We start from the raw sequence: 25,040 nt of genomic DNA on the forward strand, positions 1-25,040 counted from the left end.
CCCGGCCCGGGACCCCGGGCGGGCGGGCCGCCTTGGGGGCCGGGGCCCGGCGCCCTGTCCGGGGGGGGGGGGGGGCGGGGTCCCGGGGGGCGGTGAGCCCCCGGGACCCCGGTCCGCTCAGCGGATGACGGTCTTGGTCCGCATCAGGAACTCCCCGAGGTAGCCGTCGTGCGGCACCCCCGGCCGGATCCAGTACGTCGGGTGGTCGCCCCGGTAGACGTTGGCGATGCTCGGCTCGCGCAGCAGCCGGTCGAACAGCTCGTCGTCCCCGGTGAGCGCGGTCAGCACCAGCGAGTCGCGCAGCGGCGCGACCCCGGCCTCCGGGCTCCACGGCGCCACCCAGACGCAGGGGAAGGCGAGTTCGATCCCGGCCTGCTCGGCGTCCGGCCGGTCCAGCTGGTGCACGGCCGGGCGCAGCACCGCGCTGCCGTCGCCGAGTTCGGCCACCACACCGTCCCCGCCGAGCCAGGCCCGGGTGCCGGCCGCCCGGCGCAGCAGGTACGCCTCGATCGCCCGGGCCTCGGCGACCGGCTGGACGGAGAGCACCGCCTTCTCGTCCTCCGGCGGCAGGGTGGGCAGCGCGGAGAGCCGCTCGGCGATCGCCGCCGCCAGCGGCGCCGGGTCGCCCTCGACCAGCACGGCGGTGGCGTTGATGCAGGCCACCCCGCCCTGGTGGGCGATCGAGTCGACGACGGTGTCCAGGTGCTCCCGCCAGTCGGTGTCCCGGGTGATCAGGATCTTGGAGCGCCCCGGGCCCTGCGGCAGCACGGTGCTGCCGGCGTACTTGCGGACCACGTCGTCGCCGCCGTAGACCATGCCGAGGTCGGCGCCGGCCAGCAGTTCGTCGGCGACGTCGTGGTCGGTGGGCAGCAGCACCACCTGGTCGGAGCCGAAGCCGGCCAGCCGCAGCGCGGTGACCAGCCGGTGCGGGGTGAGCGGTTCGCGCCGCGAGGGCCGGACGGCCACCCGGTAGCCGAGCGCCAGCGCCTCCAGCCAGAGGCCGTGCGGGCCCGGGTGGTTGCCGGCCGCGTGGACGGCGAACACCTCGCCGCGCCTGGTCCACACCGCGCTGCCGCGGCGCGTCGCGCTGTCCCGCCAGTCGGCCACCGCCCCGGCCGGGCGGGCCTGCTGGGCGGCCCAGCCGGCCTTCTCGGCGGAGTCGGCGATGGCCCGGACGGCCTCCCGGACCACCCCGATCGGCACCCCGGAGACCCGGGCCACGGCGCGCTGGTAGCCGTCGAGGTCCAGGCCGTCGATGCGCTCGGTGAGGAAGATCCGCCCGGCCCGGGCGAGCGCGGCGGACCGCTCCTCGGCCGGCAGCGGCTCGGCGGCGTGCAGGGCGCGCATCGCGCGGCTGACGAACAGCCGTGGCACCAGGCTGAGTTCGGCGAACGGCGCGCCGGTGACGTCGCCCACCACGGTCCGCTTGCGGGCCCGGTACGGCTCGCCGGGGCCGAGCGCGTCCAGCTGCAGCAGGGGGGACGGCTGCGGGGGCCGGGACTGCTCCGTCATCAGTACACCCCCTCGACGACCGTCTCGTTCTCGAACTCCCGGACCGGCGCGATGTCCGCGACCGAGTCCCCGGGCTGTCCGGGCGGCGCGGGGATCCGGGTGGCGAGGTCGCGCTCCAGGTTGTTGGGCACCAGCAGCCCCTTGGAGACGTGGTGCATCACCACCTGGCCGCGCTCGCCGTACTCCACCGTCCGCCCGGTCTCCGGGTCGACCACGCCGAAGCTCATGTACGGCGCGAAGGGGTCGTAGACGCAGGGGTCGTCGTCGGTCAGCCCGGGACGCTCGCCGGCGTTGCCGAGGATCATGGTCGAGCCGTAGCCGCTGTAGAGCACGGCTTTCGGGAAGACCTCGGTGCGGTAGAGGTGGCGGGTGTCCGGGTCCAGCTGGGTGCCGACCCAGTTGATCGCCCGGACCTTCTCGTCCACCAGCCGGGCCAGGTCGTCCCGGCGGGCGATCCGCTCCAGCACCGGCGGGGTGCAGAGCAGCACGCCGACGTCCTGGGTCTCCAGCACGAAGGCGACCTGGTCGACGATGTGCTCGGCATAGGCGGCGGCCTCCTCGCCGCGGCCCGCCGAGATCAGCTTCTTGACCCAGCGCGGGTCGAGGTCGACGGTGAAGGCGAGGCCGCCGCGCAGCGCGGTCTGCGCCTTGATGACGTCGCCGACCATGTGCGGGCCGGTGGGCCCGACGACCAGCCAGTTGACGTCCTGCGGCACGCCGTGCAGGTCGAGTTGGGCGCTGGACCAGCCGAGCAGCCGGTCCAGCCAGTCGCGCAGCAGCAGGATCCGCTTGGGCGCGCCGGTGGTGCCGCCGCTCTCGTAGACGCCGACCACCTCGGCGCGCCCGCCGTAGCCGCGCGGCAGCAGATCCTCGACCCGGGCGGTGCGCAGCTCGTTGGCGAGGTTGGGGAACTTCGCGAGGTCGGCGTGGGTGGTGACGTCGGTGAGCGGGTCGAAGCCGAGCGAGCCGGCCCGGGCGAGCCAGAACGGGGAGCCGGTCTCCGGGGAGAAGTGCCAGCGCATCGCGGCGCGCAGGTAGGCGTCCGGGTCGGGGCCGGCGTCGAAGGGCAGGTCGAGCAGGGGGTCGGGCAGCGGGCCGGGCCCTTCCAGGACAGGGCTTTCCGGAACGGGGGTCACTGGGGTCCCTCCTCGGGGAGGCGGTCGGTGCCGGGCGGGTTGTCGATGGCGTAGCGCCAGCGGCCGTCGGCGCCGCGCCGGGCGACGTCGGTGGCGGTGCCCGCGGAGCGGAACGGGTTGCCGTCCGGGTCCTCGCCCTCGATCAGGTAGTCGCCGATCAGCAGGGCGAGGTCGCCGGTGGTGTAGCAGTGCCGCAGTTCGATGCGGATCGGCAGGCCGAGGGCCAGGAAGCCGGCGACGGCGGCGCGCCGGTCGTCGCCGGTGAGCACCGTGCCGGGGCGGTCGACGAAGGCGGCGCCGGGTTCGAAGAGCGGTTCGACGGCGGCCGGGTCGCCGGTGTTGAAGGCCTCGGCGAAGACGGCGGGCAGCCGGGCTGGGTCGGTCGGCGGGGTCGCGGAGGTCATCGCGGAGGTCATCCCGTCTGGACGCCGGCGGTGACGCCGCCGGCGGGCTGGGCGGGCAGCCGGTCGAGGCTGAAGCCGAAGTGGGTCTTGTAGGCCTCCAGCACGGCGGCGTCGCCGGCGAACTCCTGGGTGCTGCGCTCCCCGCCGGCCAGCGTGGAGAGCTGGTTGCCCTTGAGGGTGATCCGGCCGTCCTCGGTCCGCAGGGTGCAGAACACGTCCTGCAGGAAGGGCGATTCGGGCGCGGTGCGGTACCACCAGAGGGTCGGGCGGAAGTCCTCGATCCGCACCGGGCGGTCGTCCAGCCGGTACAGCGGCCTGCCGTTCAGCAGCACGTCGAAGCCGCCGCCCTCGACGTCGACCAGCTGGAACTCGCCGTCCGGGTCGTGCTGGACCTCGCGCGAGGCCAGCCGCAGCGGGTGGCGGCTGTTGCGGCCGAAGCCGGTGTCGACCAGCCACTGCTCGCCCTCCACGGTGACCCGCAGGGCGAGGTGGCACAGGGCGGCGCCGAGCGTGCCGCCGGGGCGGTGGACCCGGCCGGGGAGGATCTCCACCGGGTAGCCGAGGGCGGTGAGCAGGAACGAGAAGGCCGGGTTCACCTCGTAGCAGCCGCCGCCGCGGTGCTGGCGGACGATCTTGTCGAGGACCTGCTCGTCCATGTGGACGGGCTCGTCGAGGTGGTAGCCGAGGTTCTCGAACGGCACGGACAGCACGTGCCGCTCCTGGAGGCGGGTGAGCGCGGCGAGGTCGGCCCGCTCGGGCCGTTCGGCGCCGATCCGGGCGAGATACGCGTCCACCAAGGCGTCGTCCAGCACGGTGATCTCCTTGTCGGTGATTGCGGTGGTTGCGGTGGTTCCGCCGGGGTTTTCCGGCTCCGGTAATGCTTTTCCAGGTGGAACGGCTGGGGGACGTGTACGACTCGTCAGGGGAATTCCGGCCGTTCCGGCGCTTTCCGCCCGGCGGACGGTAATGCCAACGCGTGTTCGATCAGATCACCGGTGATCCGCACGCCGTCACGGGTGAGCACCGACTCGGCGTGGAACTGCACCGAGGCGAAGCCCGGTCCGCGCAGCGCGTGCACCTCGCCGGTCGCGGCGTCCCGGGCGATCCGCACCGGGCCGACCCCGGGCGCCTCGAACCACACCGGCCCGTCCGGCCCGCCCGGCCCGTCCGCACCGGCTTCGCCGTCCGCACCGGCTTCGCCGGCCTCGTCGGGCTGCCAGGAGGCGGCGAAGGTGTTGTAGAAGCCGACCCGCTCGGCGGCGCCGAACAGGTCGATCGCGCGCTGCACGCCCTGGTTGGGCACCGCGCGGCGGACCAGCGGCAGCCCCAGCTCGGCGCTGAGCACCTGGTGGCTCAGGCAGACCGCCAGGAAGGGCCGCCGTGCGGCCAGCAACTCCCGGACCGCCGAGCGGAGATGGGCGATCTTCGGGTGCGCGGTGTCGCGCGGGTCCCCGGGCCCCGGCCCGAGCACCACCAGGTCCGTCCCGGCGAGCGCGTACGGCTCGTCGAACCGGCGGACCTCGACCTCCAGGCCGAGCGCCCGCAACTGGTGGCCGATCATCGCGGTGAAGGTGTCCTCGGCGTCCACCACCAGCACCCGCCGCCCGGCCAGCCCGGAGCGCGGCCCGGCCCGCTCCGCCTCCCCGGCCAGCCAGAAGTCCGCCAGACCCCCGTTGCGACCGGCCAGCGCCGCCCGCACCCGCGGGTGCGCGGCGAACCGGTCCCGGCCGCCCTCGGTCAGCGCGGCCAGCAGTCCGGCCGCCTTGGCCCTGGTCTCGGCCACCTCGGAGAGCGGGTCGGAGTGCCGCACCAGGGTCGCCCCGACGCCGATCCGCAGCCGGCCGCCGGGCGCGATCTCGGCGGTGCGGATCAGGATGCCGGAGTCCAGAGTGCGCCCGCCGGCCGCGTCCCGGCCGATCAGCGCGGCCACCCCGCTGTAGTAACCCCGGCCGCCGGGCTCGTACTTGGCGATCACCCGGGCGGCGGACTCCAGCGGGCTGCCGGTCACCGTCGGCGCGAACAGCGTCTCGCGCAGCACCTCGCGCGGGTCCCGGCCGGTGCGGCCCTCGATGAAGTACTCGGTGTGCGCGAGCCGGGCCATCTCCTTGAGGTACGGGCCGACCACCCGGCCGCCGCCCGGGCAGATCCGGGCCATCATCTTGAGTTCCTCGTCGAGCACCATGGAGAGCTCCTCGCTCTCCTTGCGGTCGGCCAGGAAGTCCATCAGCCCGTCGAGGTCCGGGCCGCGCTCCGGGTAGCGGTAGGTGCCGCTGATCGGGTTCATCACCGCCCGCCCGCCGTGCACGCTGATGTGCCGCTCCGGGGTGGCGCCGACCAGCGTCCGCTCCCCGGTGTGCACCAGGAAGGTCCAGTAGGCGCCGCTCTCCCGCTGCAGCAGCCGGCCGAACAGGGTGAGCGCGGCGGACCCGGCGTCCCCGGCGACACCGGCCAGGTAGGAGCGCTTGAGCACGAAGTTGGCGCCGGTGCCCTCACCGATCTCCTCGGCGAGCACCCGGCGGACGGTCTGCGCGTACTCCTCGTCGCCGAGGTCGAAGCCGCCGCCGGTCAGCTCGATCGGCCCGTCCGGGAGCCGGGCGAGCAGGTCGGCGAGCGGCAGCACGGCCTGCTCGGTGACGGTCAGCGCGAGCAGCGGGGCGCCGTCGTCCGGGGCCTCGAAGCCGCGCTCGGCGATCTGCCGGTAGGGGACCAGGGCGAGCAGTTCGTGCCGCTCGCCGGCCGGTTCCCCGGGCGGCCCCGGCTCCCCGGGCTCCTCGGACAGTGGCAGGTCGGCCAGCACCGCCGGGGCGGACACCTCGCCGATCAGCAGCTCCACCAGGCCGGGGCCGGTGGCCTCCGGCCGGTGCAGCAGCGCGAACGCGGGCGGCCCGTCGGCCAGCACCCGGTCCAGCGGGGACGGTCGGTCGTTACGCACCGAGCCCGGCACCCCCGTCCACCGTGAGCGCGTGCAGGGTGACGTGGCCGGCCTCGTCGGAGAGCAGGAAGGCCACCGCGTTTGCGACGTCCTCGGGGCGGCCCAGCTTGCCGAGCGGGATGCCGACCTTGTAGGCGGACGGCAGCCCGGCGAGGGTGGCGGCCCGCCCGGCCTCGCCGTCCGACCACATGGCGCTGAGCATCGGGGTGTCGGTGGAGCCGGGCGCGACCACGTTGCAGCGGATGCCGTACCGGGCCACCTCCAGGCCGAGGCTGCGGGTGAAGTGGGTGGCCGCCGCCTTGGAGGCCGCGTAGGCCGCCATCTCGGTGCGCGGCACGAGGCCCGCGTTGGAGGCCACCGTGACGATCGCGCCGTGCCCGCGCGGGATCATCCGGCGGACCACCGCCCGGGAGACCCGGAAGACGCCCTCGGCGTTGATCGCGAAGGTGGTCCGCCAGTCCTCGTCGCTGAGGTCGCGGATCGCGCCGAGCCGCAGCACCCCGGCGTTGTTGACCAGGTGGTCGAGCGGTCCCAGCCGCTGCTCGGCGGCCTCGACGGCGGCCTCGACGGAGGCGCTGTCGGTGACGTCGGCGGGGATCGCGGCCACCGTGCGGCCCTCGGCGGTCAGCTTGCCGGCGAGCTCGGCGAGGCGCTCGGCGTCCCGGTCCACGGCCGCGACGAGCGCACCGCGCTCGGCCAGCAGCCGGACCACGGCGGCGCCGATGCCGCCCGCCGCGCCGGTGACGAATGCCACCTTGTTTCTCATGTGCGGACCTCCCTGGGGGACGCGGCCCGGGGGACGTGGGCCGCGGGTGGGTTGGGGTGGTGCACGGGACGGAACGGGGTGGTGCGCTGACCGGCCCCGGACTCGGACTCGGACTCGGGCCGGGACCGGGGCTCAGGGGCGCCAGGCGGACACCACGGCGAGCGCCTGGCCCGGGTTGAGCCTCGGGTCGCACAGGCTCGTGTACTTGTCGCCGACCCGGGCCAGCCCGGCCCCGTCGTCGGCGCACTCGGTGACGTCGTCCGGGGTGGTCTCCAGGTGCAGTCCCCCGTCGACGCCGCCCTCGGAGCGGACGGCCTGCTGGAACGCCTCGACCTCCCGCACCAGCGCCGGCACCAGCCGGGTCTTCAGCCCGTCCGGCCCGGTGACGGTGTTGCCGTGCATCGGGTCGCTGAGCCAGACCACCGGGTGGCCGGCCGTGCGGACGGCACGGACCAGCCCGGGCAGGACCTCGGCGACCCGGTCCGCGCCGAGCCGGGCGATCAGGGTGAGCCGGCCGGGCTCGCGGCCCGGGTCGAGCAGGGCGCACAGCCGCAGCAGCTCCTCCACCGCGGTGGCCGGGCCGACCTTGCAGCCGACCGGGTTCACCACCCGGGCGAGCAGCGCCACATGGGCGCCCTCGGGGTCGCGGGTGCGCTCGCCGATCCACGGGAAGTGCGTGGAGGCGAGCAGCGGCCGGCCCCGCTCGTCCCGGCGCAGCAGCGGCAGTTCGTAGTCCAGCAGCAGCGCCTCGTGGCTGGTCCACGGCGGCGGCCCGACGGCGGCCGGTTCGCCGGGGGCGAGCCGGCCGAGGTGGTCCATCACCCGCCGGGCCGCCTCGTAGCCGGCCGTCAGCCGGCGCGGGTCCGGGGTGCGCCGGGACCGGTCGGGTTCCGGACCGTTGACCAGATGGCCGCGGTAGACCGGGAGCTCGATGCCGTCGCACCGCTCGGTGGGGCGCGAACGGGGCTTGGCGTACTGGCCGCCGATCCGGCCGATCCGCACCACCGGGCGGTGCGTGGTGAGCTTCAGCCGGCCGGCCAGCAGGTCGAGCAGCGCGGCCTTGCGGGCGACGTCCCCGAAGGTGCTCTCCTGGGGGTCCTCGGCGCAGTCGCCGGCCTGCAGGACGTGCGCGCGGCCCAACGCGACCCGGGCGAGCAGGGCGCGCAGCCGGTGCACCCCGGCGGCTGCCACCAGAGCCGGTCGGTCGGCCAACTCTTTTCGGACGGCGGCGAGTTCGACCGGATCCGGCCAATCGGGCTGCTGCCCGGCGGGGCGGCCGGCGAGGACGGCCGCGAGCGGGTCGTGCACTGTGCTCTCCCTCCCGGGTGGGCGGACCCGCCCGGTGGCTAGTCGGCGAGACCGCGGACCAGTCCGGCCACCCGGACCACCCGGCGGGCCTGGAACTCGACGGCGGCGATGTTCTCCTCGTGCACCTGACCGGGCACGTTGCGGGAGACCGCGCTGGCCCCGTACGGGTTGCCGTTGTTGGGGCGGAACAGCACCGGGTCGGTGGAGCCGGTGGCCAGGATCAGCGAGCCCCAGTGGCAGAACGCGTTGTGCAGCGCGAGGATCGTCGTCTCGTGGCCGCCGCGCGGCGCCGAGCCCGAGGTGAACGCGGAGACCGCCTTGTCGGCCAGCCCGCCGGGGATCGACAGCGGCGCCGTCGAGTCGACGAACCGCAGCACCGGCGCGGCCGGCAGGCCGAACCGCACCGGGGTGCCGATCAGGATGCCGTCCGCCCAGGCCAGGTCGTCGAGGGTGGCCTCGGGCACGTCCGCGGTACGGACCCGCAGCTCCCGGGCGGCCTCCTCGGTGCCCGGCACGTAGGTATCGTCCGGCAGGTCCGCGATCCGGCGCAGCCGCACCTCGGCGCCCGCCTTCCCGGCGGCGTCGGCTGCCGCCTCGGCCAGCCTGGCGACATTTCCGGTCGACGAGTAATAGATGACGGCAATGGTGGTCACGGCGGTGAACTCCTCGGGGACGGCGGCGCGTTCCCCCGATCGTTGACCGTGGACCGGCGAGCGGCCAACGGAGTTCCCGGCACTTCGTCAGGTGGCGGCGGACTCCATCAAATACTCGCCGATCACTTCACCGGCCCCGACCTGACATTGACCGGAGGGCTCACTTTTCCGGGCACGAATTGCTCCCTATCCTCGGTCCACGGCCCGTTTGCGGACCGTCGCAGAGCCGAGGAGCAGTGATCCCGCAGTGAAGAAGCCGCCGGCCGCCTCGCCCCGCACCGGAGACCTGCGGCCGTTGATCTCCGAGGGCGTCTCGCCCTGGCTGGACGGGATCCACCGCGGTCTGGCCACCTCGGGCCTGCTCGGCCGGCTGATCGAGCGCAGCGGTCTGCGCGGCGCCACCACCAACCCCGCCCTGCTGGCCGGCCCGCTGCGGCACGATCCGGCCTACGCCGACCAGTTGGCCCGGCTGGCCGGCCACCACGTCTCCGCCGAGGGCTCGGTCTGGGCCGCCACCGTGCACGACCTGCGGCTGGTCTGCGAGGAGTTCCTCGGCGTCTTCCGCACCACCCACGGCCACGACGGCCTGGTCTCCGCCGACCTGGACCCGCGGCTGGCCCACGATCCGGCCGCGACCGTCGCGGAGGCCGTCGAACTGGCCCGCGCGGTGGACCGGCCCAACCTGCTGGTGAAGATCCCGGCCACCCCCGCCGGGCTGGCCGCGATCCGCGACTGCCTGGGCCTGGGGCTCGGCGTGCACGCCACCGGCCTCTACTCGGTGCGGCGCTACGGGCAGGTGGTGGACGCCTACTTCGACGGTCTGGAGCAGGCGCTGGCGGCCGGCCACCGGCTGGCCGGCATCGCCTCGGTGGCCTCGCTGCCGGTCGGCCGGGTCGACCGGGAGATCGACCGTCGGCTCGCCGCGATCCCCGGGCCGGACGCCGCGGCGCTGCGCGGCCTCACCGCCCAGGCCGCGGCCCGGCTGATGTACCGGGCCTACGAGGACCGGCTCGGCGACGGCCGCTGGCGCACCCTGCGCGCCTCCGGGGCCCGCCCGCAGCGGCTGCTGTGGACCGACTCGGCGCTCGGCGGGGCCGCCGCGCAGGCCCGGTACGTGGCCGGTCTGGTGTCCTGGGGCACCGCGCACGCGATGACCCGCCCGGTGCTGGAGGAGGCGGTCCGCAAGCTCCGGCTGGAGGGCGACACCCTGCTCGGCCGACACGAGGCGGCCCGCGCGGTGCTCGACCGGCTGGGCCGGCTCGGCATCGACTACGGCGCGGTGGCCCGGCGGCTGGAGGAGGAGAGCGTCCCCGGGCTGGTCGAGCACTGGCGGCGGCTGCACACCGCCGTCGAGGGCCGCCCGGCCGGCCTGTCCGGCGATCCGGAGCCGGCCCGACTGAGCTGATCACAACGATCACTGACGTGCCGTCACCGCCTTGGCATGTGTCCCCGTCGGGTGCCCGGACCCGTTCTTGACGGGACCAACCGCCCCCGCATACCTTCCGATCAGCAGGCCGTCACGCACTCCTTCGTCCAGGAGGGCCTGGGGGAGGGAAGGTCATGGCGCGACGGTCGGCCGACTCAATCGCGTTCAACGTCCTGGAACTGCTGGCCAGCGAGGCGCCGGCCGCCGAGGTGGCGGAGCTGGTCGAGCAGGCCCGGCGGGGCTGCGAGTCCGCCCGGGAACGGGAGGCGCTCTGCCGGATCGAGCAGCTCGGTCTGTCCATCCGCTCCCAGTCCCAGCGCCGCCGCCGGCGCGAGGCCGGGCTGACCGCGCTCGCCGACACCGCCCGCGACCTGGCCCTGCCGTACGAGCTGGACAGCCTGCTGCGGGTGATCACCCGCCGGGCCCGGCTGCTGCTGGGCGCCGACCTGTCCTGCCTGACCACCACCGAACCGCCCGGCGGCGAGCCGGGGCCGGGGCCGGTGCGGATCCGCACCACCGACGGCACCTGCGGGTCGCTGCGGGCCGGTCTGGCCGTGCCCGACGGCTTCGGCCTGGGCGGCGGCGTACCGGCCGACCCAGGGCCGTTCTGGACCCCGGACTACCTCGCCGACGAGCGGATCCGGCGCAGCCCGGTGGTCGACGCGACGATCCGCGCCGAGGGGCTGCGGGCGGTGATGGCCGTCCCGCTGGGCCACCGCGGCCGTCCGTTCGGCACGCTGTACGTCGCCGAGCGCGCGGTGCGCTACTTCACCACCGACGAGATCTCGCTGATGGCCGCGCTCGGCGACCTCGCCGGGGTGGCGATCGAGAAGGCCCGGCTGCTGGAGCGGGCCTCCCGGGCGCCCGCCGGACCACCGGTCCGGCCGGGCGACCCGGCGGGCCCGGCGGACCGTTCGGACGACGCGAACCGTTCGGACGGCGCGGACCGGGCGGACGACATGGACCGGGCGGACGACACGGACCGGGCGGACCCGGCCGGTGAACTCGCCGAGGTGCACCGGAGCCTGGTCGACCTGGCGCTCTCCGGACGCGACCCGCACGCCCTGGTCCGGGACGCCGGCCGCCGGCTGGACCTGGGCCTGCGGGTGTACGCCAGTGACGGCACCGTGCTCGCCTCGGCCGGCGAGCTGCCCGAGCTCGACGAGCCGACCGTGCTGGCCACCGCCGTCGACACCCACGCGGCCGGGCGTCCGCTCCGGCTGGCCGGACCGCTCTGGGCCGCCCCGGTGCGGGCCGGTTCGACGGACCTCGGCACCCTGCTCGCCCGCCCGTCCGACCGGCGCGCCGAACGGGCCGCGGAGTTCTGCCAGAGCGTCGCGCAGGCCCTCGCGGTCGCCCTGCTGCTGGAGGGCGAGCGGTCGGCCGCCCCGGCCCGCCCGGTCCGCGACGAGCTGCTCGACGAACTGCTCAGCAACCCGCAGCGCCCGCCCCAGCAACTGGCCGCGCGGGCCCACCGGCTGGGCATCGACCTGTCCGCCGAGCACGTCCTGGTGGTCGCCCGGCCCGAGGGCGAGGCCCAGGGCCGGACCGCGACCTGGGCCGGCCTGTACGCCCACCGGATGGGCGGCCTCAAACGGGTGCACAACGGCCGGGCGGTGCTGCTGCTGCCCGGTGCCGATCCGGGCCGGGCCGCCCGGGCGGTCGCCGAGGAGCTCACCCCGCTGCTCGGCCTGCCGGTGACGGTCGGCGCGGCCGGGCCGGTCTGCGACCCGACCTCGGTCCTGCACGGCTACCGCGAGGCGCTGCGCTGCCTGGACGCGATGACCTCGCTGGGCGCCGTCGGCCGCGCCGCCTCCGCTCGCGAACTCGGGTTCGTGGGCGTTCTGTTGGCGGACAACCATGACATCGACGGGTTCATCGAGTCGGCCGTCGGGCCGGTCCTCGACTACGACCGGCAGCGGCTCACCGAGCTGACCCGCACCCTGCAGGCCTGGTTCGAGACCGGCAACAGCCCGACCCACGCGGCGCAGCGGCTGCATGTGCACCCCAACACGGTGGCCCGGCGGCTGGAGCGGATCGGCGAGCTGCTCGGCCCGGACTGGCTGAAGCCCGAGCGCTCCTTCGAGATCCAGCTGGCGCTCAAGCTCTGCCGGGTGCGCCGGGTGCTGCTCGACCGCAACACCCGCAACACCCGGGACGGGCGCGAGGGCCGGGACGGCCGCGACAGCCCCGACACCCTCGACGCCCGGGACGTCCGGGACACCCGGGACCCGAGCGACACCCGCAACGGCCACCCCGGCCCGGGCGGCTGACACCCGCCCGAGGCTCACGGCCGGTCGTCGCCGCGGGCCAGCACCGCCACCGCGTGCGCCGCCGAGGCCAGCGTGATGTGCCGGTGCCAGCCGCCGAACGAGCGCCCGGCGAAGTCCCGCACCCCGACCCGGTCGGCGGTCCGGGTGAAGTCCCGGTCCACCCGATCGGCCAGCCGGGCCAGCCGCACCAGCCCGGCCGGCGGCAGGTCCACCAGGTCGGTGAGCCACAGCTCGGCCGGCCAGCGCCCGCCGACCGTGCCCACCCCGAGCAGCAGCAGGTCCGCGCCGCCGCGCCGCCCCCGGTTCGCCCGGGCGGGACCCGGCCAGGCCGGACGCACCCGCACCGCGGCCACCAGCCCGGCGCGCAGCGCGCCCGCCGCGTCCGACCAGACCACCGGCCGGCGCAGTTCCCGGGCCGCGGTGAGCAGTTGGCAGGCCGGCCCGGGCCCGGCCGGGTGGCCGGGCAGCGGCGCCACCGGCCGCAGCGGGAAGGAGCCGTTCACCCGGACCAGCATCGGCAGCCGCTCGGCCCGCATCCGGCGCACCAGCCGCAGCCCGTCGGCGTCCCGGGCGTCCGCGACCACCGGGCGGGCCGGCAGGCCCCAGCGGGCGGGCAGGCCGAGCACCGCCTCCAGCGCGCAGTCACCGAGGCTCTCCGCGTCCACCTCGTCCGGGATCAGGGCCTGGCTGCGCCGCGGCGCGTCCTCCAGCCAGGTGCGCGGCAGGTGCAACCGCCAGTTGACCGGCCCGCTGAAGCTCTCCGAGGCGGCCCAGACGCCCACCGCCTGCTGGGCGTTGAGCACCTGGCCGAGGGCCGGGATGAAGCGGCGGTCCACGCCCACCGAGTGGTCGCCGGCCTTCGGGACGACCATCGGGCGCAGCACGTAGGCCTGCGGCGGGGCGATCCGGGCGAGGTGCTGGGCCAGCGCCTGGCGGACCGGGCCCCAGTCCCAGGTGGAGCTGGTGATGAAGTGGTGCAGGCTCTGCTCGGCGGCCGGACCGCCGACCACGGTGGCGATGTTGCGGATCGACTTGCGTCCGCTCGCGCCGAGCAGTCCGCGCAGGTACTGGTCCCCCTTACGACGCTGGTCGCTGCGCGGGAGCGAGGCGAACAGCACCGCGCACAGCTCCTTGAGCAGCACCTCATGCGAGGCGTCGAGCAACCGGCCGTCCTCCGGCGGGGCCTGCGGCTCCACCGGCAGGGGTCGGGTGATGGCTGTTCCGCTCATCGGTCCCCCTCGAATCGCGGTGTGGCTGCGCCGTGCTCACGCTAGGGTTCGCGCCCCGTCCCGCTAAGGTGCGCGGCCCACCCGTCCGGCGCGGTCGGTGGTGGCCCGGCCACCGGGGTCCCGCCGACCGGTGCGGGGGTTCCGCATTCCGGTACGGCGGGGCCCGGCGGCCGGGCTCGGTCGGGCACCGGGCCCGGTGCTCAGGCGGTGAAGTCCGCGGCGTGGTCGCGGGCCCACTCGGCGAAGGTCCGGGCCGGGCGGCCGGTGAGCCGCTCCACCGTGTCGGACACCTCGGTGGGGACGCCGTCGGAGCCGGCCCAGTAGCCGACCACCGCGTCCATCACCCAGACCGGCACGATCGGGGCGAGCGCCTCGCGCGCCTCGGCCTCGGTCAGCTCCTCGAACTCCAGCGGCCGTCCGAGCGCCTCGGACAGCGCCGCCAGCTGCTCGCGCTGGGTGATCGAGACCGGGCCGCTGAGGAAGTACGCCTGCCCCTCGTGGCCCGCCCCGGTGAGCACGGCCGCCGCGACCGCGGCGATGTCCTTCTCGTGGATCGCGTCGCTGTGCGACTCCGGGTACGGGAAGCGGATCCGCCCCTCGGCCCGGATCGACTCCGGCCAGCCCCACATCAGGATGTTGGTGGCGAAGTTGTGCGGCCGCAGGAAGGTGTGCGGGATCCCGGAGGCGAGCACCGCCTCCTCGACCGCGCGGTGCATCTCGACGATCGGCTTCTGCACCGGGAAGGACTCCACCACGGTCTGCGAGGAGAGCACCACGACGTGCCGCACGCCCGCCTCCTTCGCCGCGGCGAGGAAGCCGGCCGTGCCCTGCGGGACGGCGTAGAGGAACACCTTCTCCACCCCGGCCAGCGCCGGGGCGTGGGTGTCGGGGTCGGTGAGGTCGAGCACGACGGTCTCGACCTCGGCCGGCGACGTCAGCTTCTCGGGGGTCCGGGCGCCGGCCCGGACGTCGGCGCCGGCCGCCAGCAGGTGTGCCAGCACCTCGGCGCCGACCTGGCCGGTCGCCCCGGTGACGAGGATCTTGCCCATGGGTACGGCTCGCTTTCTGAACGTGGGTCAGGACGATGGGGAGGACGGGGACGTGGTCGTCCCGGCCGGCTTGCGGCGCGGGGCGGAGAACCGCCGGGTGACCGGCGCCTCGACCAACCGGTACAGCACCCAGGAGAGCAGCACGGTCACCGCGATGGCGAGCAACAGCAGGCCGACACCCTCGACGGTGGAGTACATCCGGGTGCCGAGCAGGTCGCGCAGCTCGGTCAGCACGATGAAGTGCAGCAGGTAGAAGGCGAAGGAGATCTCGCCGAGCCAGGTCATCGTCCGGTTGCGGAAGGGGGTGAACCGGCCGTCCCGGTCGGCGATCGCGGTGGCCGCGACCAGCAGCGCGATCGGCAGCACGGTGAGGGCGCGCTGGGCGTACAGGTAGGGCACCCAGCGGGTGGCGGCGTAGCCGGCCACCAGCAGCGCACCGGACCAGACCATGCCGATGTCGCGCCAGCGGCCGGAGCGCACCGCGAGCGCGACCAGGATGCCGAGCGCGAAGTCGACCATCCGCACCGGCGGGAGCACGTAGGCGAACCAGTACTGGGAGACCGAGGCCTGGTAGCCGCCGGGAACGCCCGGGGTGTCGGGCAGCAGCAGGTAGGCGAGGGCGGGGGTGGCGACGACGGCGGCGACCGCCCCGGCTATCCAGTACGGCAGCCGCTCGGGGCGGATCGCGCGCAGCACCCGGTACAGCAGCGGGAAGGAGAGGTAGAAGACCAGCTCGGCGCCGAGCGACCAGCTCGGCGGGTCGACGCTGAAGTAGGTGTTGAAGTCGGGTATCCAGACCTGCACCATCAGCAGGTTGAGCACCGCGGTGCGGACCGGGGTGTAGGCGCCCGCGAACAGCACCAGGGCCAGCGCCCAGGTGACCACGTAGTTCGGGACGATCTTGACCAGGCGCCGCCGCCAGAACCCGGTGGCGGTGTCGCCGGGGCGGGCCGACCAGGTCAGTACGAAGCCGCTGAGCACGAAGAAGAAGGCCACGCCGAGGCCGCCGGCCTGGTCGGCGAGGTCGGTGAAGCGGTACTCGGTGCTGTCGTCGGCGAAGAACCGCAGGGTGGGGATCGGCAGCGCCGCGTGGTAGGCGAAGACCGCGAGGGCGGCGGGGAAGCGCAGGCCGGTCAGGGACGGCAGACGGACGGCGGCTGGGCGCGTCGTGCCCGGTCCGCTCCCGCCGGCGGGTCTCGGTCCCGGCTGGGCGAGGAGTCGGTCGGTGGCCATGGTTCCGTCCTTGGGGTCGGGCGATGGGTGGGGACGGAGGCAGGCCGGCCCCACCCGCAGGCCAAGTAAACTACTCCGTGCAGATGAGAGATTGCACCGATCGGTGTAGCATCTATGTCAGGTCGGGGGACAACCCGTCCCCACCCGGCTTTCCTTCCGAGACAAGGGAGTTGACGAACGATGCCGCGATCCGACGCCGCCCGTGCGCATCTCCCGCAGGATCGGCCCCATGCGTGCAGCGTTCATTCCGCAGCTCGGACCGGCCACCCTCATCCGTCACGGCGAGGTGCCCGAGCCGGCCCCCGGTCCCACCGATGTCCTGGTCGAGGTGACCGCCGTGTCGGTCAACCCGGTCGACACCTTCGTCCGCTCGGGGCTCTTCCCGACCGCACTGCCCTTCCCGTTCGTGATCGGGCGGGACCTCGTGGGCACGGTGGTCCGGGCCGGCCCCGGCGCCCCCGGCTTCACCCCCGGTGACCGGGTCTGGAGCAACAGCCTCGGCCACGGGGGCCGGCAGGGCGCGGCGGCCGAGCGCGCGGCCGTCCCCGCCGACCGGCTCTACCACCTGCCCCCGGACACCGACCCGGCCGAGGCCGTCGCCGTCGTCCACCCCGCGGCCACCGCGTACCTCGCCCTGTTCACCCACGGCGGGCTGCGCACCGGCGAGACCGTGCTGGTCGGCGGCGGGGGCGGCAACGTCGGCGGCGCCCTGATCGTGCTGGCCGCCGAGGCCGGGGCGCGGGTGGTCGCCACCGCGGACCCCGCCGACGCCGGGCACTGCCGGGCCCTCGGTGCCGCCGAGGTGCTCGACTACCGTGCCCCCGACCTGCCCGGCCTGCTCCGCGCCGCCTGCCCCGGCGGCATCGACGTCCACCTCGACACCTCCGGCACCAACGACCTCGCCACCGCCGTCGACCTGCTCGCCCCGCGCGGCCGGATCGTGCTGCTCGCCGGCGCCCGCTCCCACCCCGAACTGCCCGCCGGCCGGCTCTACATGAAGGACGGCTCGATCCGCGGGTTCGTCATCTCGCACGCCACCACCGCCGAGCTCGCCGAGGCCGCGGTCGCCGTCAACCGGCTGCTCGCGGCCGGCCGGCTGCGCCCTCGGGCCCTGGAGATCCATCCGCTGAGCGCCGCCGGCGAGACCCATCAGCGGCTGGAGAAGGGCGAGTTGAACGGCCGACGGGTCGTCCTGACCCCCGGGCCGTGACGGCTCGCCCCGCGTCCCCCGCACCTCCCGCACGCCCGTACACCTGTACGCCCCTGGCCGACGCTCCCCCGACCGCCTCCGAAAGGCTCCCCCATGTCCCCGTCCGCCGGCGCCGAGCAGGCCGCCGGGCCGCGCCGCTCGGGCCTCCTGCTGGCCCTGCTGGCGTTCGCCCAGTTGATCGTCTCGATCGACTACAACATCGTCTACGTGGCGCTCCCGGAGATCGGCAGCGGCCTCGGTTTCTCCGCGCAGACCCTGCAGTGGGTGGTCAGCGCCTACGCGGTCGCCTTCGGCGGCTTCCTGCTCTTCGGCGGCCGGGCCTCCGACCTCTTCGGCCGCCGCCGGATGTTCGTCCTCGGCCTGCTGCTGTACGCCGGCTCCTCGCTGCTCGGCGGCCTGGCCAACGTCCCCGGCCTGCTGGTCGCGGCCCGCGCCCTGCAGGGCCTCGGCGGCGCCTTCCTGTTCCCCGCCACCCTCGCCCTGGTGGTCACCGGCTTCGCCGAGGGCCGCGAGCGCAACCGGGCCCTGTCGGTCTGGGCGGCGGCCGGCGCCAGCGGCATGATCATCGGCTCGCTGGCCGGCGGGGTGCTCACCGAGGCCTTCGGCTGGCAGGCGGTCTTCTACGTCAACGTGCCGCTGGCCGGCGGCGCCGCCCTGCTCGCGCCCCGGCTGATCGCCGCCGACGGCCCGCGCGAGAGCGGGCGCTCCTTCGACCTGCCCGGCGCGCTGACCTCCACCGTCGGCGCCACCCTGGTGGTCTTCACCCTGGTCCAGGCACCCGCCTCCGGCTGGACCTCGCCGCTGGTGCTGACCACCGCCGTGCTCGGCCTCGGCCTGCTCGCCGCCTTCGTGGCGATCGAGTCCCGGGCCGGCGACCCGCTGATGCCGCTGCGGCTCTTCCGCAACCGCAACCTGTCCACCGGCGTGCTCACCACCTTCCTGTTCATGGCGAGCTTCGGCACCCTGCTGTACTTCCTGACCGTCTACTTCCAGACCGTGCACGAGTACAGCGCACTGCGCACCGGCGTCGCCTTCCTGATCCCGATGGCCTGCGGCTTCCTCGGCTCGATGCTGGGCGGCCGGCTCGCCACCCGCTTCGGCGCCCGCAACACGCTGATCGCCTCCTACCTGTTCGGCGCGCTCGGCACCGCCGCGGCGGCGCTGGCCATGGAGCCGGACGGCAGCTACGTCGCCCTGCTGCCCGGCCTGGTGGTGCTCAGCGTCTGCCAGGGCGTCATCTTCACCACGATGTTCGCCGCCTCCTCGACCGGGGTGCACCCCTACGAGCAGGGCATCGCCTCCGGCATCGTCTCCACCGGCCAGCAGGTCGGCAGCGCGGTCGGCCTCGGCGCCCTGGTGGCGATCGCCAACGCCGGCACCGAGGGCCTGACCGGCGAGGCACTGCGCTCGGCCACCACCGACGGCCTGCGCACCGCCGTCCTGGTCGCCACCGGCGGCATCGTCGCCCTGGTCCTGGTCGCGCTCGGCTTCGAACGCGCCCCCCGCCCGGCCGCGGACGCCGTCGACGACGGCGCCGCGAAGAGCCTGGCCTGACCCACCCCGCCCCGCTTCCCGTTCCGCCTTCCGTTCCGCTTCCCCGAGGAGAACCTCCGCCATGCCCATCGTCGAAAGCCCCAGCGCCCGCGTCTCCTACACCGTGGCGGGCTCCGGCCACCCGCCCCTGGTCTTCGTGCACGGCACCGGCTTCGGCGCCGCGGGCACCTTCGGCCACCTCACCGGTGACTTCACCGACGTCCGCACCGTCCTGCTGCCGGACTTCGCCGGCTGCGGCGACACCGAGGACGACGGCCGCGAGCTGACCCCCGAACTGCTCGCCGAGCAGATCGCCGCCGTGATCGAGGCGGCCGGCGACGGCCCCGCCGACGTGGTCGGCTTCTCGCTCGGCTCACTGGTCGCCGCCGCCCTCGCCGCCCTGCGCCCCGAGCTGGTGCGCAGCCTGGTGCTCACCTCCGGCTGGAGCCGCCCGGACGACGCCTACCTGCGCAACCACATGACCACCTGGCAGGCCATCCGCGGCGACGCCGACGCCTTCGGCCGGTTCGGCACCCTGACCGCGTTCAGCCGCGACCACCTCAACTCCCTGGACCACGCCGCGCTCGAAGGCATCATCAAGGGCAACCAGCCCACCGAGGGCGCGCTGCGCCACATCGACCTCAACCTGCGCGCCGACATCCGCCCGCTGCTGCCCCGGATCACCGCCCGCACCCTGGTGATCGGCTGCACCCAGGACGCCACCGTCCCGGTCGGGCTCTCCCGCGAGCTCGCCGACGCCATCACCGGCAGCACCTACGCGGAGATCGACAGCGGTCACGTCGTCGTCTACGAGCAGGGCGCCGAGTGGTCCCGCCTGGTCCGCGACTTCGTCCTCCAGGAGGGCTGAGCACGGCCCCCAAGGACAAGTCCCGCCCCGGGTGATGACACATGATCACCCGGGGCTTAGGGTTCAGACCGTGGACGAACTGACCTTCCGCTCGAAGGACCGGTACCACTGGTCCTGGAATTTCGCCATCTGGTTCGGGATGGCCGCGGCCGTCGCCGGCGCCCGGGTCGTGTACGACCTCGGCACCACGACCCTCCTCTGGATGATCGGCGGCATCGCCGTCCTCTCCGTCCCCCGCCTGCTGGCCCGCACCACGTGGAGCACGGTCGGACCCGCCGGGATCACCATCCACGGCGCCTTCCGCCGGCGCGGCCGGACCTACCCCTGGCAGGACATCCGGTGGATGGAGGTGTACGAGACGGAGAGCCGGTTCGGGCCGTGCCGCATGCTCCAGATCCACTTCGCCAACGGCCGCAGCCGCTTCCTGACCGGGCTCGTCCAGGACCACTCGCACCCCTCCCCCGACTTCGACGAGCAGGTGTGGCGGGTGCGCAACTGGTGGCACCTCAACACCGAGCCGGCCGCCCGGGTGCGACCGCCGAAGAAGTTCCTCGACCTGCCGACCTCCCAGCTGGTCGCCCTGGTGGCCATCGTCGTGATCGGCACCGTCGTCCCCGTGGTCGTGATCCACAAGTGGTGACGCCGTCCGGGTCCGGGCACGGGGCACCGGACGCAGGCGACCTGGTCTTCCGCGGGCGGGACCGCTACCGCCCGTCCCCCGCACACCTGGCCCTGGCGCTCCTCGTCCCGGCCGTCGAGGCCGCCGCCACCATCCGCGGCCTCGGCCTCACCGGCGCCCTGTGGCTCGCCGGCGGCAGCCTCGCCTTCATCGGCCTCGGCCTGGCGCTCGCCCGGCGGAGCTTCAGCGCGGTCGAGCCCGGGGGCATCACCGTCTGCTGGGGCTTCGGGCGCGGACGCACCCACCCCTGGCAGGAGATCCGCTGGATCGACGTGCGGACCACCAAGGCCGAGGGCGGGACCGCGTCCCAGGTGCGGATGTTCCTCGCCGACGGCCGGCGCCGCGCGCTCCCCGGGCTGGCGGACAGCCCCCTCCACCCCTCCCCGGACTTCGAGGAGCAGTACCGCCGCATCCTCGCCCGGTGGGAGCTGAGCACCGAGGAGTCCGGCCGGGTCCGGCCCCGGAGGCAGCTGCGGGACCGGATCTCGCCCACGGTGGCCGGCTACCTCATCGCGCTCGTCCTCGTCCCGCTCGGCATGCTGGTCCTCTTCCTGATGAGGTGAGCCCGGGCCGCTCCTCACGCACCGCGGCCACCCCGCTCCGGACGGTGCCGACGGCGTCCCGGGCCGCCGTTGGCAGCGGACCGGCGTCCCCTGTGACACTGGAGTCGCTCGAAAACCGAGGTGCGCCCGACCGCATCTCCTTGCGAACCTAGAGGGATGCCCGCCGTGAGTTCTCCCGCAGTCCAGTCCGCCGCCGAGTCCGCCCGGGGCGAGGGGCCCGGAATCGGCGAGCTGGCCGCACGCCTGCCCGAGCTGACCCTGCGCGACCAGGTGCGGATCGGCCGCCGGCTGGACGGCGCGCGCCGGGTCCGCAAACCCGAGGCGCGCGCGAAGATCGCCGCCGAGATCGCCGCCGACGTCGCCAGGGCCGAGCTGGTGGTCGAGCGCCGCCGCGCCGCCGTGCCCGCCATCGACTATCCCGCCGAGCTGCCGGTCAGCCAGAAGAAGGACGAGATCCTCGAAGCCGTCCGCGATCACCAGGTGGTGATCGTCGCGGGCGAGACCGGCTCCGGCAAGACCACCCAGATCCCCAAGATCTGCCTGGAGCTGGGCCGTGGCGTGCGCGGTCTGGTCGGCCACACCCAGCCCCGCCGGATCGCCGCCCGCACGGTGGCCGAGCGGGTCGCCGAGGAACTGCGCAGCCCGCTCGGCGAGGCGGTCGGCTGGAAGGTCCGGTTCACCGACCAGGTCGGCCCGGACACCCTGGTCAAGCTGATGACCGACGGCATCCTGCTCGCCGAGATCCAGACCGACCGCGAGCTGCGCCAGTACGACACCCTGATCATCGACGAGGCCCATGAGCGCAGCCTCAACATCGACTTCCTGCTCGGCTACCTCAAGCAGCTGCTGCCCCGCCGCCCCGACCTCAAGGTGATCATCACCTCGGCGACCATCGACCCGGACCGGTTCTCCCGGCACTTCGAGGACGCCCCGATCGTCGAGGTCTCCGGCCGCACCTACCCGGTCGAGGTCCGCTACCGCCCGGTCGTGGACGAGGGCGACGAGGACGGCGACGCCGACGAGGCCGACCGCGACCGCGACCAGATCCAGGCGATCTGCGACGCCGCCGAGGAGCTCCAGGCCGAGGGCCCGGGCGACATCCTGGTCTTCCTCTCCGGCGAGCGCGAGATCCGGGACACCGCCGACGCGCTCACCAAGCTCAAGCTCAAGAGCACCGAGATCCTGCCGCTCTACGCCCGGCTGAGCTCCGCCGAGCAGCACAAGGTCTTCCAGCGCTCGCACTCCCGCCGGATCGTGCTGGCCACCAACGTCGCCGAGACCAGCCTCACCGTCCCCGGCATCAAGTACGTGATCGACCCCGGCACCGCCCGGATCTCCCGCTACAGCCACCGCACCAAGGTCCAGCGGCTGCCGATCGAGGCGATCAGCCAGGCCAGCGCCAACCAGCGCAAGGGCCGCTGCGGCCGTACCTCGGACGGCATCTGCATCCGGCTCTACTCGGAGGAGGACTTCCTCTCCCGCCCCGAGTTCACCGACGCCGAGATCCTGCGCACCAACCTGGCCTCGGTCATCCTCCAGATGACCGCCGCCGGCCTCGGCGACATCGCCGCCTTCCCGTTCCTGGACCCGCCGGACTCCCGCAACATCAAGGACGGCATCAGCCTCCTGCACGAGCTCGGCGCGCTCGACCCGGAGGAGAAGGACGTCCGCAAGCGGCTCACCCCGCTCGGCCGCAAGCTGTCCCAGCTCCCGGTGGACCCGCGGATGGCCCGGATGGTCCTGGAGGCGGACCGCAACGGCTGCGTGCGCGACGTCATGGTGATCGCCGCCGCGCTCTCCATCCAGGACCCGCGCGAGCGCCCCGCCGAGAAGCGCCAGGCCGCCGACGAGCGGCACCGCCGCTTCACCTCGGAGACCTCCGACTTCCTCGCCTTCCTGTCGATGTGGCGCTACGTGCGGGAGCAGCAGCGCGAGCTGTCCTCCTCCGCGTTCCGCCGGATGTGCAAGGCCGAGTTCCTCAACTACCTGCGGATACGGGAGTGGCAGGACATCTACTCCCAGCTGCGCACGGTCGCCAAGCAGCTCGGCGTCACCATCGAGGAGGCGCACGACGACGCCGAGCCGGACGCCGACCGGATCCACCAGTCGCTGCTGGCCGGCCTGCTCTCGCACATCGGCCTGTTCGACGTGGAGAAGCGCGAGTACGGCGGCGCGCGCGGCGCCCGGTTCGCGGTCTTCCCCGGCTCCGGCCTGTTCAAGAAGCCGCCGCGCTGGGTGATGTCCGCCGAGCTGGTGGAGACCTCCCGGCTCTGGGCCCGGATCAACGCGAAGATCGAGCCGGAGTGGGTCGAGCCGCTGGCCGGCCACCTGGTGAAGCGCAACTACAGCGAGCCGCACTGGGAGAAGAAGTCCGGGGCCGTCCTGGCGTACGAGAAGGTCACCCTCTACGGGGTGCCGGTGGTCGCGCAGCGGAAGGTCAACTACGGCCGGATCGACCCGGAGCTCTGTCGCGAGCTGTTCATCCGCAACGCCCTGGTCGAGGGCGACTGGGAGACCCACCACCGCTTCTTCGCCGAGAACCGCAAGCTGCTCAGCGAGGTCGAGGAGCTGGAGAACCGGGCCCGCCGCCGGGACATCCTGGTCGACGACCAGACCCTGTTCGAGTTCTACGACGGCCGGCTGCCCGACGACATCGTCTCCACCCGGCACTTCGACTCCTGGTGGAAGCAGGCCCGCCGGGACCAGCCCGACCTGCTCAACTTCGAGAAGTCGATGCTGATCAACGACGCCGCCGACGGCGTCACCGAGGCCGACTACCCGGACCACTGGCAGCAGGGCAAGCTCCGCTTCCAGCTGACCTACCAGTTCGAACCGGGCAGCGACGCGGACGGCGTGACCGTGCACATCCCGCTGCCGGTGCTCAACCAGGTCACCGCGGAGGGCTTCGACTGGCAGATCCCGGGCCTGCGCGAGGAGCTGGTCACCGCCTGGATCAAGGCGCTGCCCAAGGCGGTGCGGCGCAACTTCGTGCCCGCCCCGGACTTCGCCCGCGCCGCGCTGCGCGACCTGAGGAACCACCAGGAGCGCCAGGAACCGCTGCTGCCGGCCCTGGAGCACGCCCTGAAGCGCCTGACGGCGGTCACCGTACCGCCGGAGGCCTGGGACGAGGAACGGGTCCCGGAGCACCTCAAGGTGACCTTCCGGGTGGTGGACGGCCGCAAGAAGCTCGCCGAGTCCAAGGACCTGGAGGAGCTGCGGCAGCGGCTCAACCCGAAGCTGAAGGAGACGCTCTCCTCGGCCGCCTCCGGCCGGGGCATCGAGCGGTCCGGCCTGACCGGCTGGCCGGAGGGGCTGCCGGTGCTGCAGCGCACCTTCGAGCAGCGTTCCCGCGGCCACTCGCTGCGCGCCTACCCGGCACTGGTGGACGAGCGGGAGACGGTCGGCATCCGGCTGTTCGACACCCCGCAGGCGCAGGAGCAGGCGATGTGGGAGGGCACCCGGCGGCTGCTGATGCTCTCCACCACCTCGCCCGCCAAGTCGATCCAGGGCCGGCTGGGCAACCAGGCCAAGCTCGCGCTGTCGTACAACCCGCACGGCTCGATCCCGGCGCTCTTCGAGGACGTGGTGGCCTGCGCCGCCGACCGGCTGATGACGCTGGCCGGCGGACCGGCCTGGGACGAGGCGGCGTTCGGCGTGCTGCGCGACAAGGTCCGGGCCGATCTGTACGACCTCTCGGCGGACACCACGCTGAAGACGGCCACCGCACTGATCGCCTTCCACAAGGCGTCGACCCGGCTGAAGTCGGTGAGCAGCCCGGTGCTGCTGAACGCGGTGAACGACATCCGGCTGCACCTGGCCTCGCTGGTGCACCCGGGCTTCGTCACCGAGACCGGCTGGCAGCGGCTGCCGGACCTCAAGCGCTACCTGCTGGCGGTGGACCGCCGGCTGGAGGCGCTGCCCAACCACCCGCAGCGGGACGCCCAGCAGCTGCTGAAGGTCCAGCAGGTCCAGCAGGCCTACGGGGAGCTGCTGGCGGCCGTCCCGGCCGGGCGGGAGCCCTCCCCGGAGGTGCGGGCGATCCGCTGGATGATCGAGGAGCTGCGGGTCAGCTTCTTCGCCCAGGGGCTGGGCACGCCGTCGCCGGTCTCGGAGAAGCGGATCACCAAGGCGATGGAGGCGGCCAGGGCCACGCTCTGAGCTGCGCCGGGGGCCCTCGGGAGCCGGTTCGGAGCCGGTTCGACCTGGGGGCCCCACATGGGCTACGATCTGTCTTGTTCGCAGCGCGGCCGACAAGGACAAGCGGAG

19 protein-coding genes are annotated in these 25,040 nt (G+C 74.4%); 8 read left to right on the forward strand and 11 right to left on the reverse strand.

Features of this window, described 5'->3' with window-relative positions; genetic code table 11:
• Positions 1-117: 117 nt before the first annotated feature.
• The 8 genes from ABZW10_RS09475 to ABZW10_RS09510 all read right to left on the reverse strand — a co-directional run bounded on the left by ABZW10_RS09475 (position 118) and on the right by ABZW10_RS09510 (position 8,711).
• Complete coding sequence (locus ABZW10_RS09475) at positions 118-1,512, reverse strand: aldehyde dehydrogenase family protein (protein WP_355362125.1); 1,395 nt, start codon at positions 1,510-1,512, stop codon at positions 118-120.
• Positions 1,512-2,648 (reverse strand): phenazine antibiotic biosynthesis protein, encoded by a 1,137-nt coding sequence (locus ABZW10_RS09480; protein ID WP_355362127.1) that lies wholly within the window; start codon positions 2,646-2,648, stop codon positions 1,512-1,514. The genes ABZW10_RS09475 and ABZW10_RS09480 overlap by 1 nt, the downstream gene beginning before the upstream one ends.
• Positions 2,645-3,052, reverse strand: a complete 408-nt coding sequence (locus tag ABZW10_RS09485; protein ID WP_355362129.1) for a DUF4440 domain-containing protein — start codon at positions 3,050-3,052, stop codon at positions 2,645-2,647. The genes ABZW10_RS09480 and ABZW10_RS09485 overlap by 4 nt, the downstream gene beginning before the upstream one ends.
• Before the next feature lie 8 nt (positions 3,053-3,060).
• Complete coding sequence (locus tag ABZW10_RS09490; protein ID WP_355362131.1) at positions 3,061-3,864, reverse strand: arylamine N-acetyltransferase; 804 nt, start codon at positions 3,862-3,864, stop codon at positions 3,061-3,063.
• A gap of 107 nt (positions 3,865-3,971) precedes the next feature.
• The gene (locus ABZW10_RS09495; RefSeq protein WP_355362133.1) at positions 3,972-5,984 is read right to left on the reverse strand and encodes an anthranilate synthase family protein; all 2,013 of its coding nucleotides are present in this window, start codon (positions 5,982-5,984) and stop codon (positions 3,972-3,974) included.
• Positions 5,977-6,750 (reverse strand): 2,3-dihydro-2,3-dihydroxybenzoate dehydrogenase, encoded by a 774-nt coding sequence (locus ABZW10_RS09500; RefSeq protein WP_355362135.1) that lies wholly within the window; start codon positions 6,748-6,750, stop codon positions 5,977-5,979. The genes ABZW10_RS09495 and ABZW10_RS09500 overlap by 8 nt, the downstream gene beginning before the upstream one ends.
• A 132-nt stretch (positions 6,751-6,882) precedes the next feature.
• Entirely contained in the window at positions 6,883-8,058 is a 1,176-nt protein-coding gene (locus tag ABZW10_RS09505; protein ID WP_355362137.1) for a 3-deoxy-7-phosphoheptulonate synthase, read from the reverse strand.
• A 38-nt stretch (positions 8,059-8,096) separates the two neighbouring features.
• Positions 8,097-8,711, reverse strand: a complete 615-nt coding sequence (locus ABZW10_RS09510) for an NAD(P)H-dependent oxidoreductase (RefSeq protein ID WP_355362139.1) — start codon at positions 8,709-8,711, stop codon at positions 8,097-8,099.
• Positions 8,712-8,958: 247 nt separating this feature from the next.
• Between ABZW10_RS09510 and ABZW10_RS09515 the strand changes: the two genes are divergently transcribed.
• A complete protein-coding gene (locus tag ABZW10_RS09515) occupies positions 8,959-10,116 on the forward strand; it encodes a transaldolase family protein (protein ID WP_355362141.1) in 1,158 nt (385 codons plus the stop codon).
• Positions 10,117-10,271: 155 nt separating this feature from the next.
• The gene (locus ABZW10_RS09520) at positions 10,272-12,410 is read left to right on the forward strand and encodes a helix-turn-helix domain-containing protein (protein ID WP_355362142.1); all 2,139 of its coding nucleotides are present in this window, start codon (positions 10,272-10,274) and stop codon (positions 12,408-12,410) included.
• Positions 12,411-12,424: 14 nt separating this feature from the next.
• Here the strand turns inward: ABZW10_RS09520 and ABZW10_RS09525 are convergent, their stop codons facing one another.
• The 3 genes from ABZW10_RS09525 to ABZW10_RS09535 all read right to left on the reverse strand — a co-directional run bounded on the left by ABZW10_RS09525 (position 12,425) and on the right by ABZW10_RS09535 (position 15,921).
• Positions 12,425-13,639, reverse strand: coding sequence for a transposase (locus ABZW10_RS09525; protein ID WP_355362144.1), 1,215 nt, complete (start codon positions 13,637-13,639; stop codon positions 12,425-12,427).
• A 200-nt stretch (positions 13,640-13,839) separates the two neighbouring features.
• A complete protein-coding gene (locus ABZW10_RS09530; protein WP_355362146.1) occupies positions 13,840-14,688 on the reverse strand; it encodes an NAD(P)H-binding protein in 849 nt (282 codons plus the stop codon).
• Positions 14,689-14,715: 27 nt separating this feature from the next.
• Positions 14,716-15,921: an acyltransferase gene (locus ABZW10_RS09535; RefSeq protein WP_355362148.1), complete on the reverse strand. Its 1,206-nt coding sequence runs from the start codon at positions 15,919-15,921 to the stop codon at positions 14,716-14,718.
• Positions 15,922-16,150: 229 nt separating this feature from the next.
• Between ABZW10_RS09535 and ABZW10_RS09540 the strand changes: the two genes are divergently transcribed.
• The 6 genes from ABZW10_RS09540 (at position 16,151) to hrpA (ending at position 24,932) form a co-directional block, all read left to right on the forward strand.
• Positions 16,151-17,131 (forward strand): NADPH:quinone reductase, encoded by a 981-nt coding sequence (locus tag ABZW10_RS09540; RefSeq protein ID WP_355362150.1) that lies wholly within the window; start codon positions 16,151-16,153, stop codon positions 17,129-17,131.
• Between the two features lie 93 nt (positions 17,132-17,224).
• Entirely contained in the window at positions 17,225-18,685 is a 1,461-nt protein-coding gene (locus ABZW10_RS09545; RefSeq protein ID WP_355362152.1) for an MFS transporter, read from the forward strand.
• Between the two features lie 61 nt (positions 18,686-18,746).
• Positions 18,747-19,532 carry an alpha/beta hydrolase gene (locus ABZW10_RS09550; protein WP_355362154.1) on the forward strand — a complete coding sequence of 262 codons (786 nt, stop codon included), beginning with the start codon at positions 18,747-18,749 and terminating at the stop codon, positions 19,530-19,532.
• Between the two features lie 70 nt (positions 19,533-19,602).
• Positions 19,603-20,172 (forward strand): hypothetical protein, encoded by a 570-nt coding sequence (locus ABZW10_RS09555; RefSeq protein ID WP_355362156.1) that lies wholly within the window; start codon positions 19,603-19,605, stop codon positions 20,170-20,172.
• Entirely contained in the window at positions 20,169-20,774 is a 606-nt protein-coding gene (locus tag ABZW10_RS09560) for a hypothetical protein (protein WP_355362158.1), read from the forward strand. The genes ABZW10_RS09555 and ABZW10_RS09560 overlap by 4 nt, the downstream gene beginning before the upstream one ends.
• Before the next feature lie 222 nt (positions 20,775-20,996).
• On the forward strand, positions 20,997-24,932 hold the full coding sequence (gene hrpA, locus ABZW10_RS09565) for an ATP-dependent RNA helicase HrpA (protein WP_355362637.1): 3,936 nt from the start codon (positions 20,997-20,999) through the stop codon (positions 24,930-24,932).
• The last annotated feature ends 108 nt before the right edge of the window (positions 24,933-25,040 follow it).

It is taken from the genome of Kitasatospora sp. NPDC004723, from assembly GCF_040609255.1.
Classification (GTDB): domain Bacteria; phylum Actinomycetota; class Actinomycetes; order Streptomycetales; family Streptomycetaceae; genus Kitasatospora.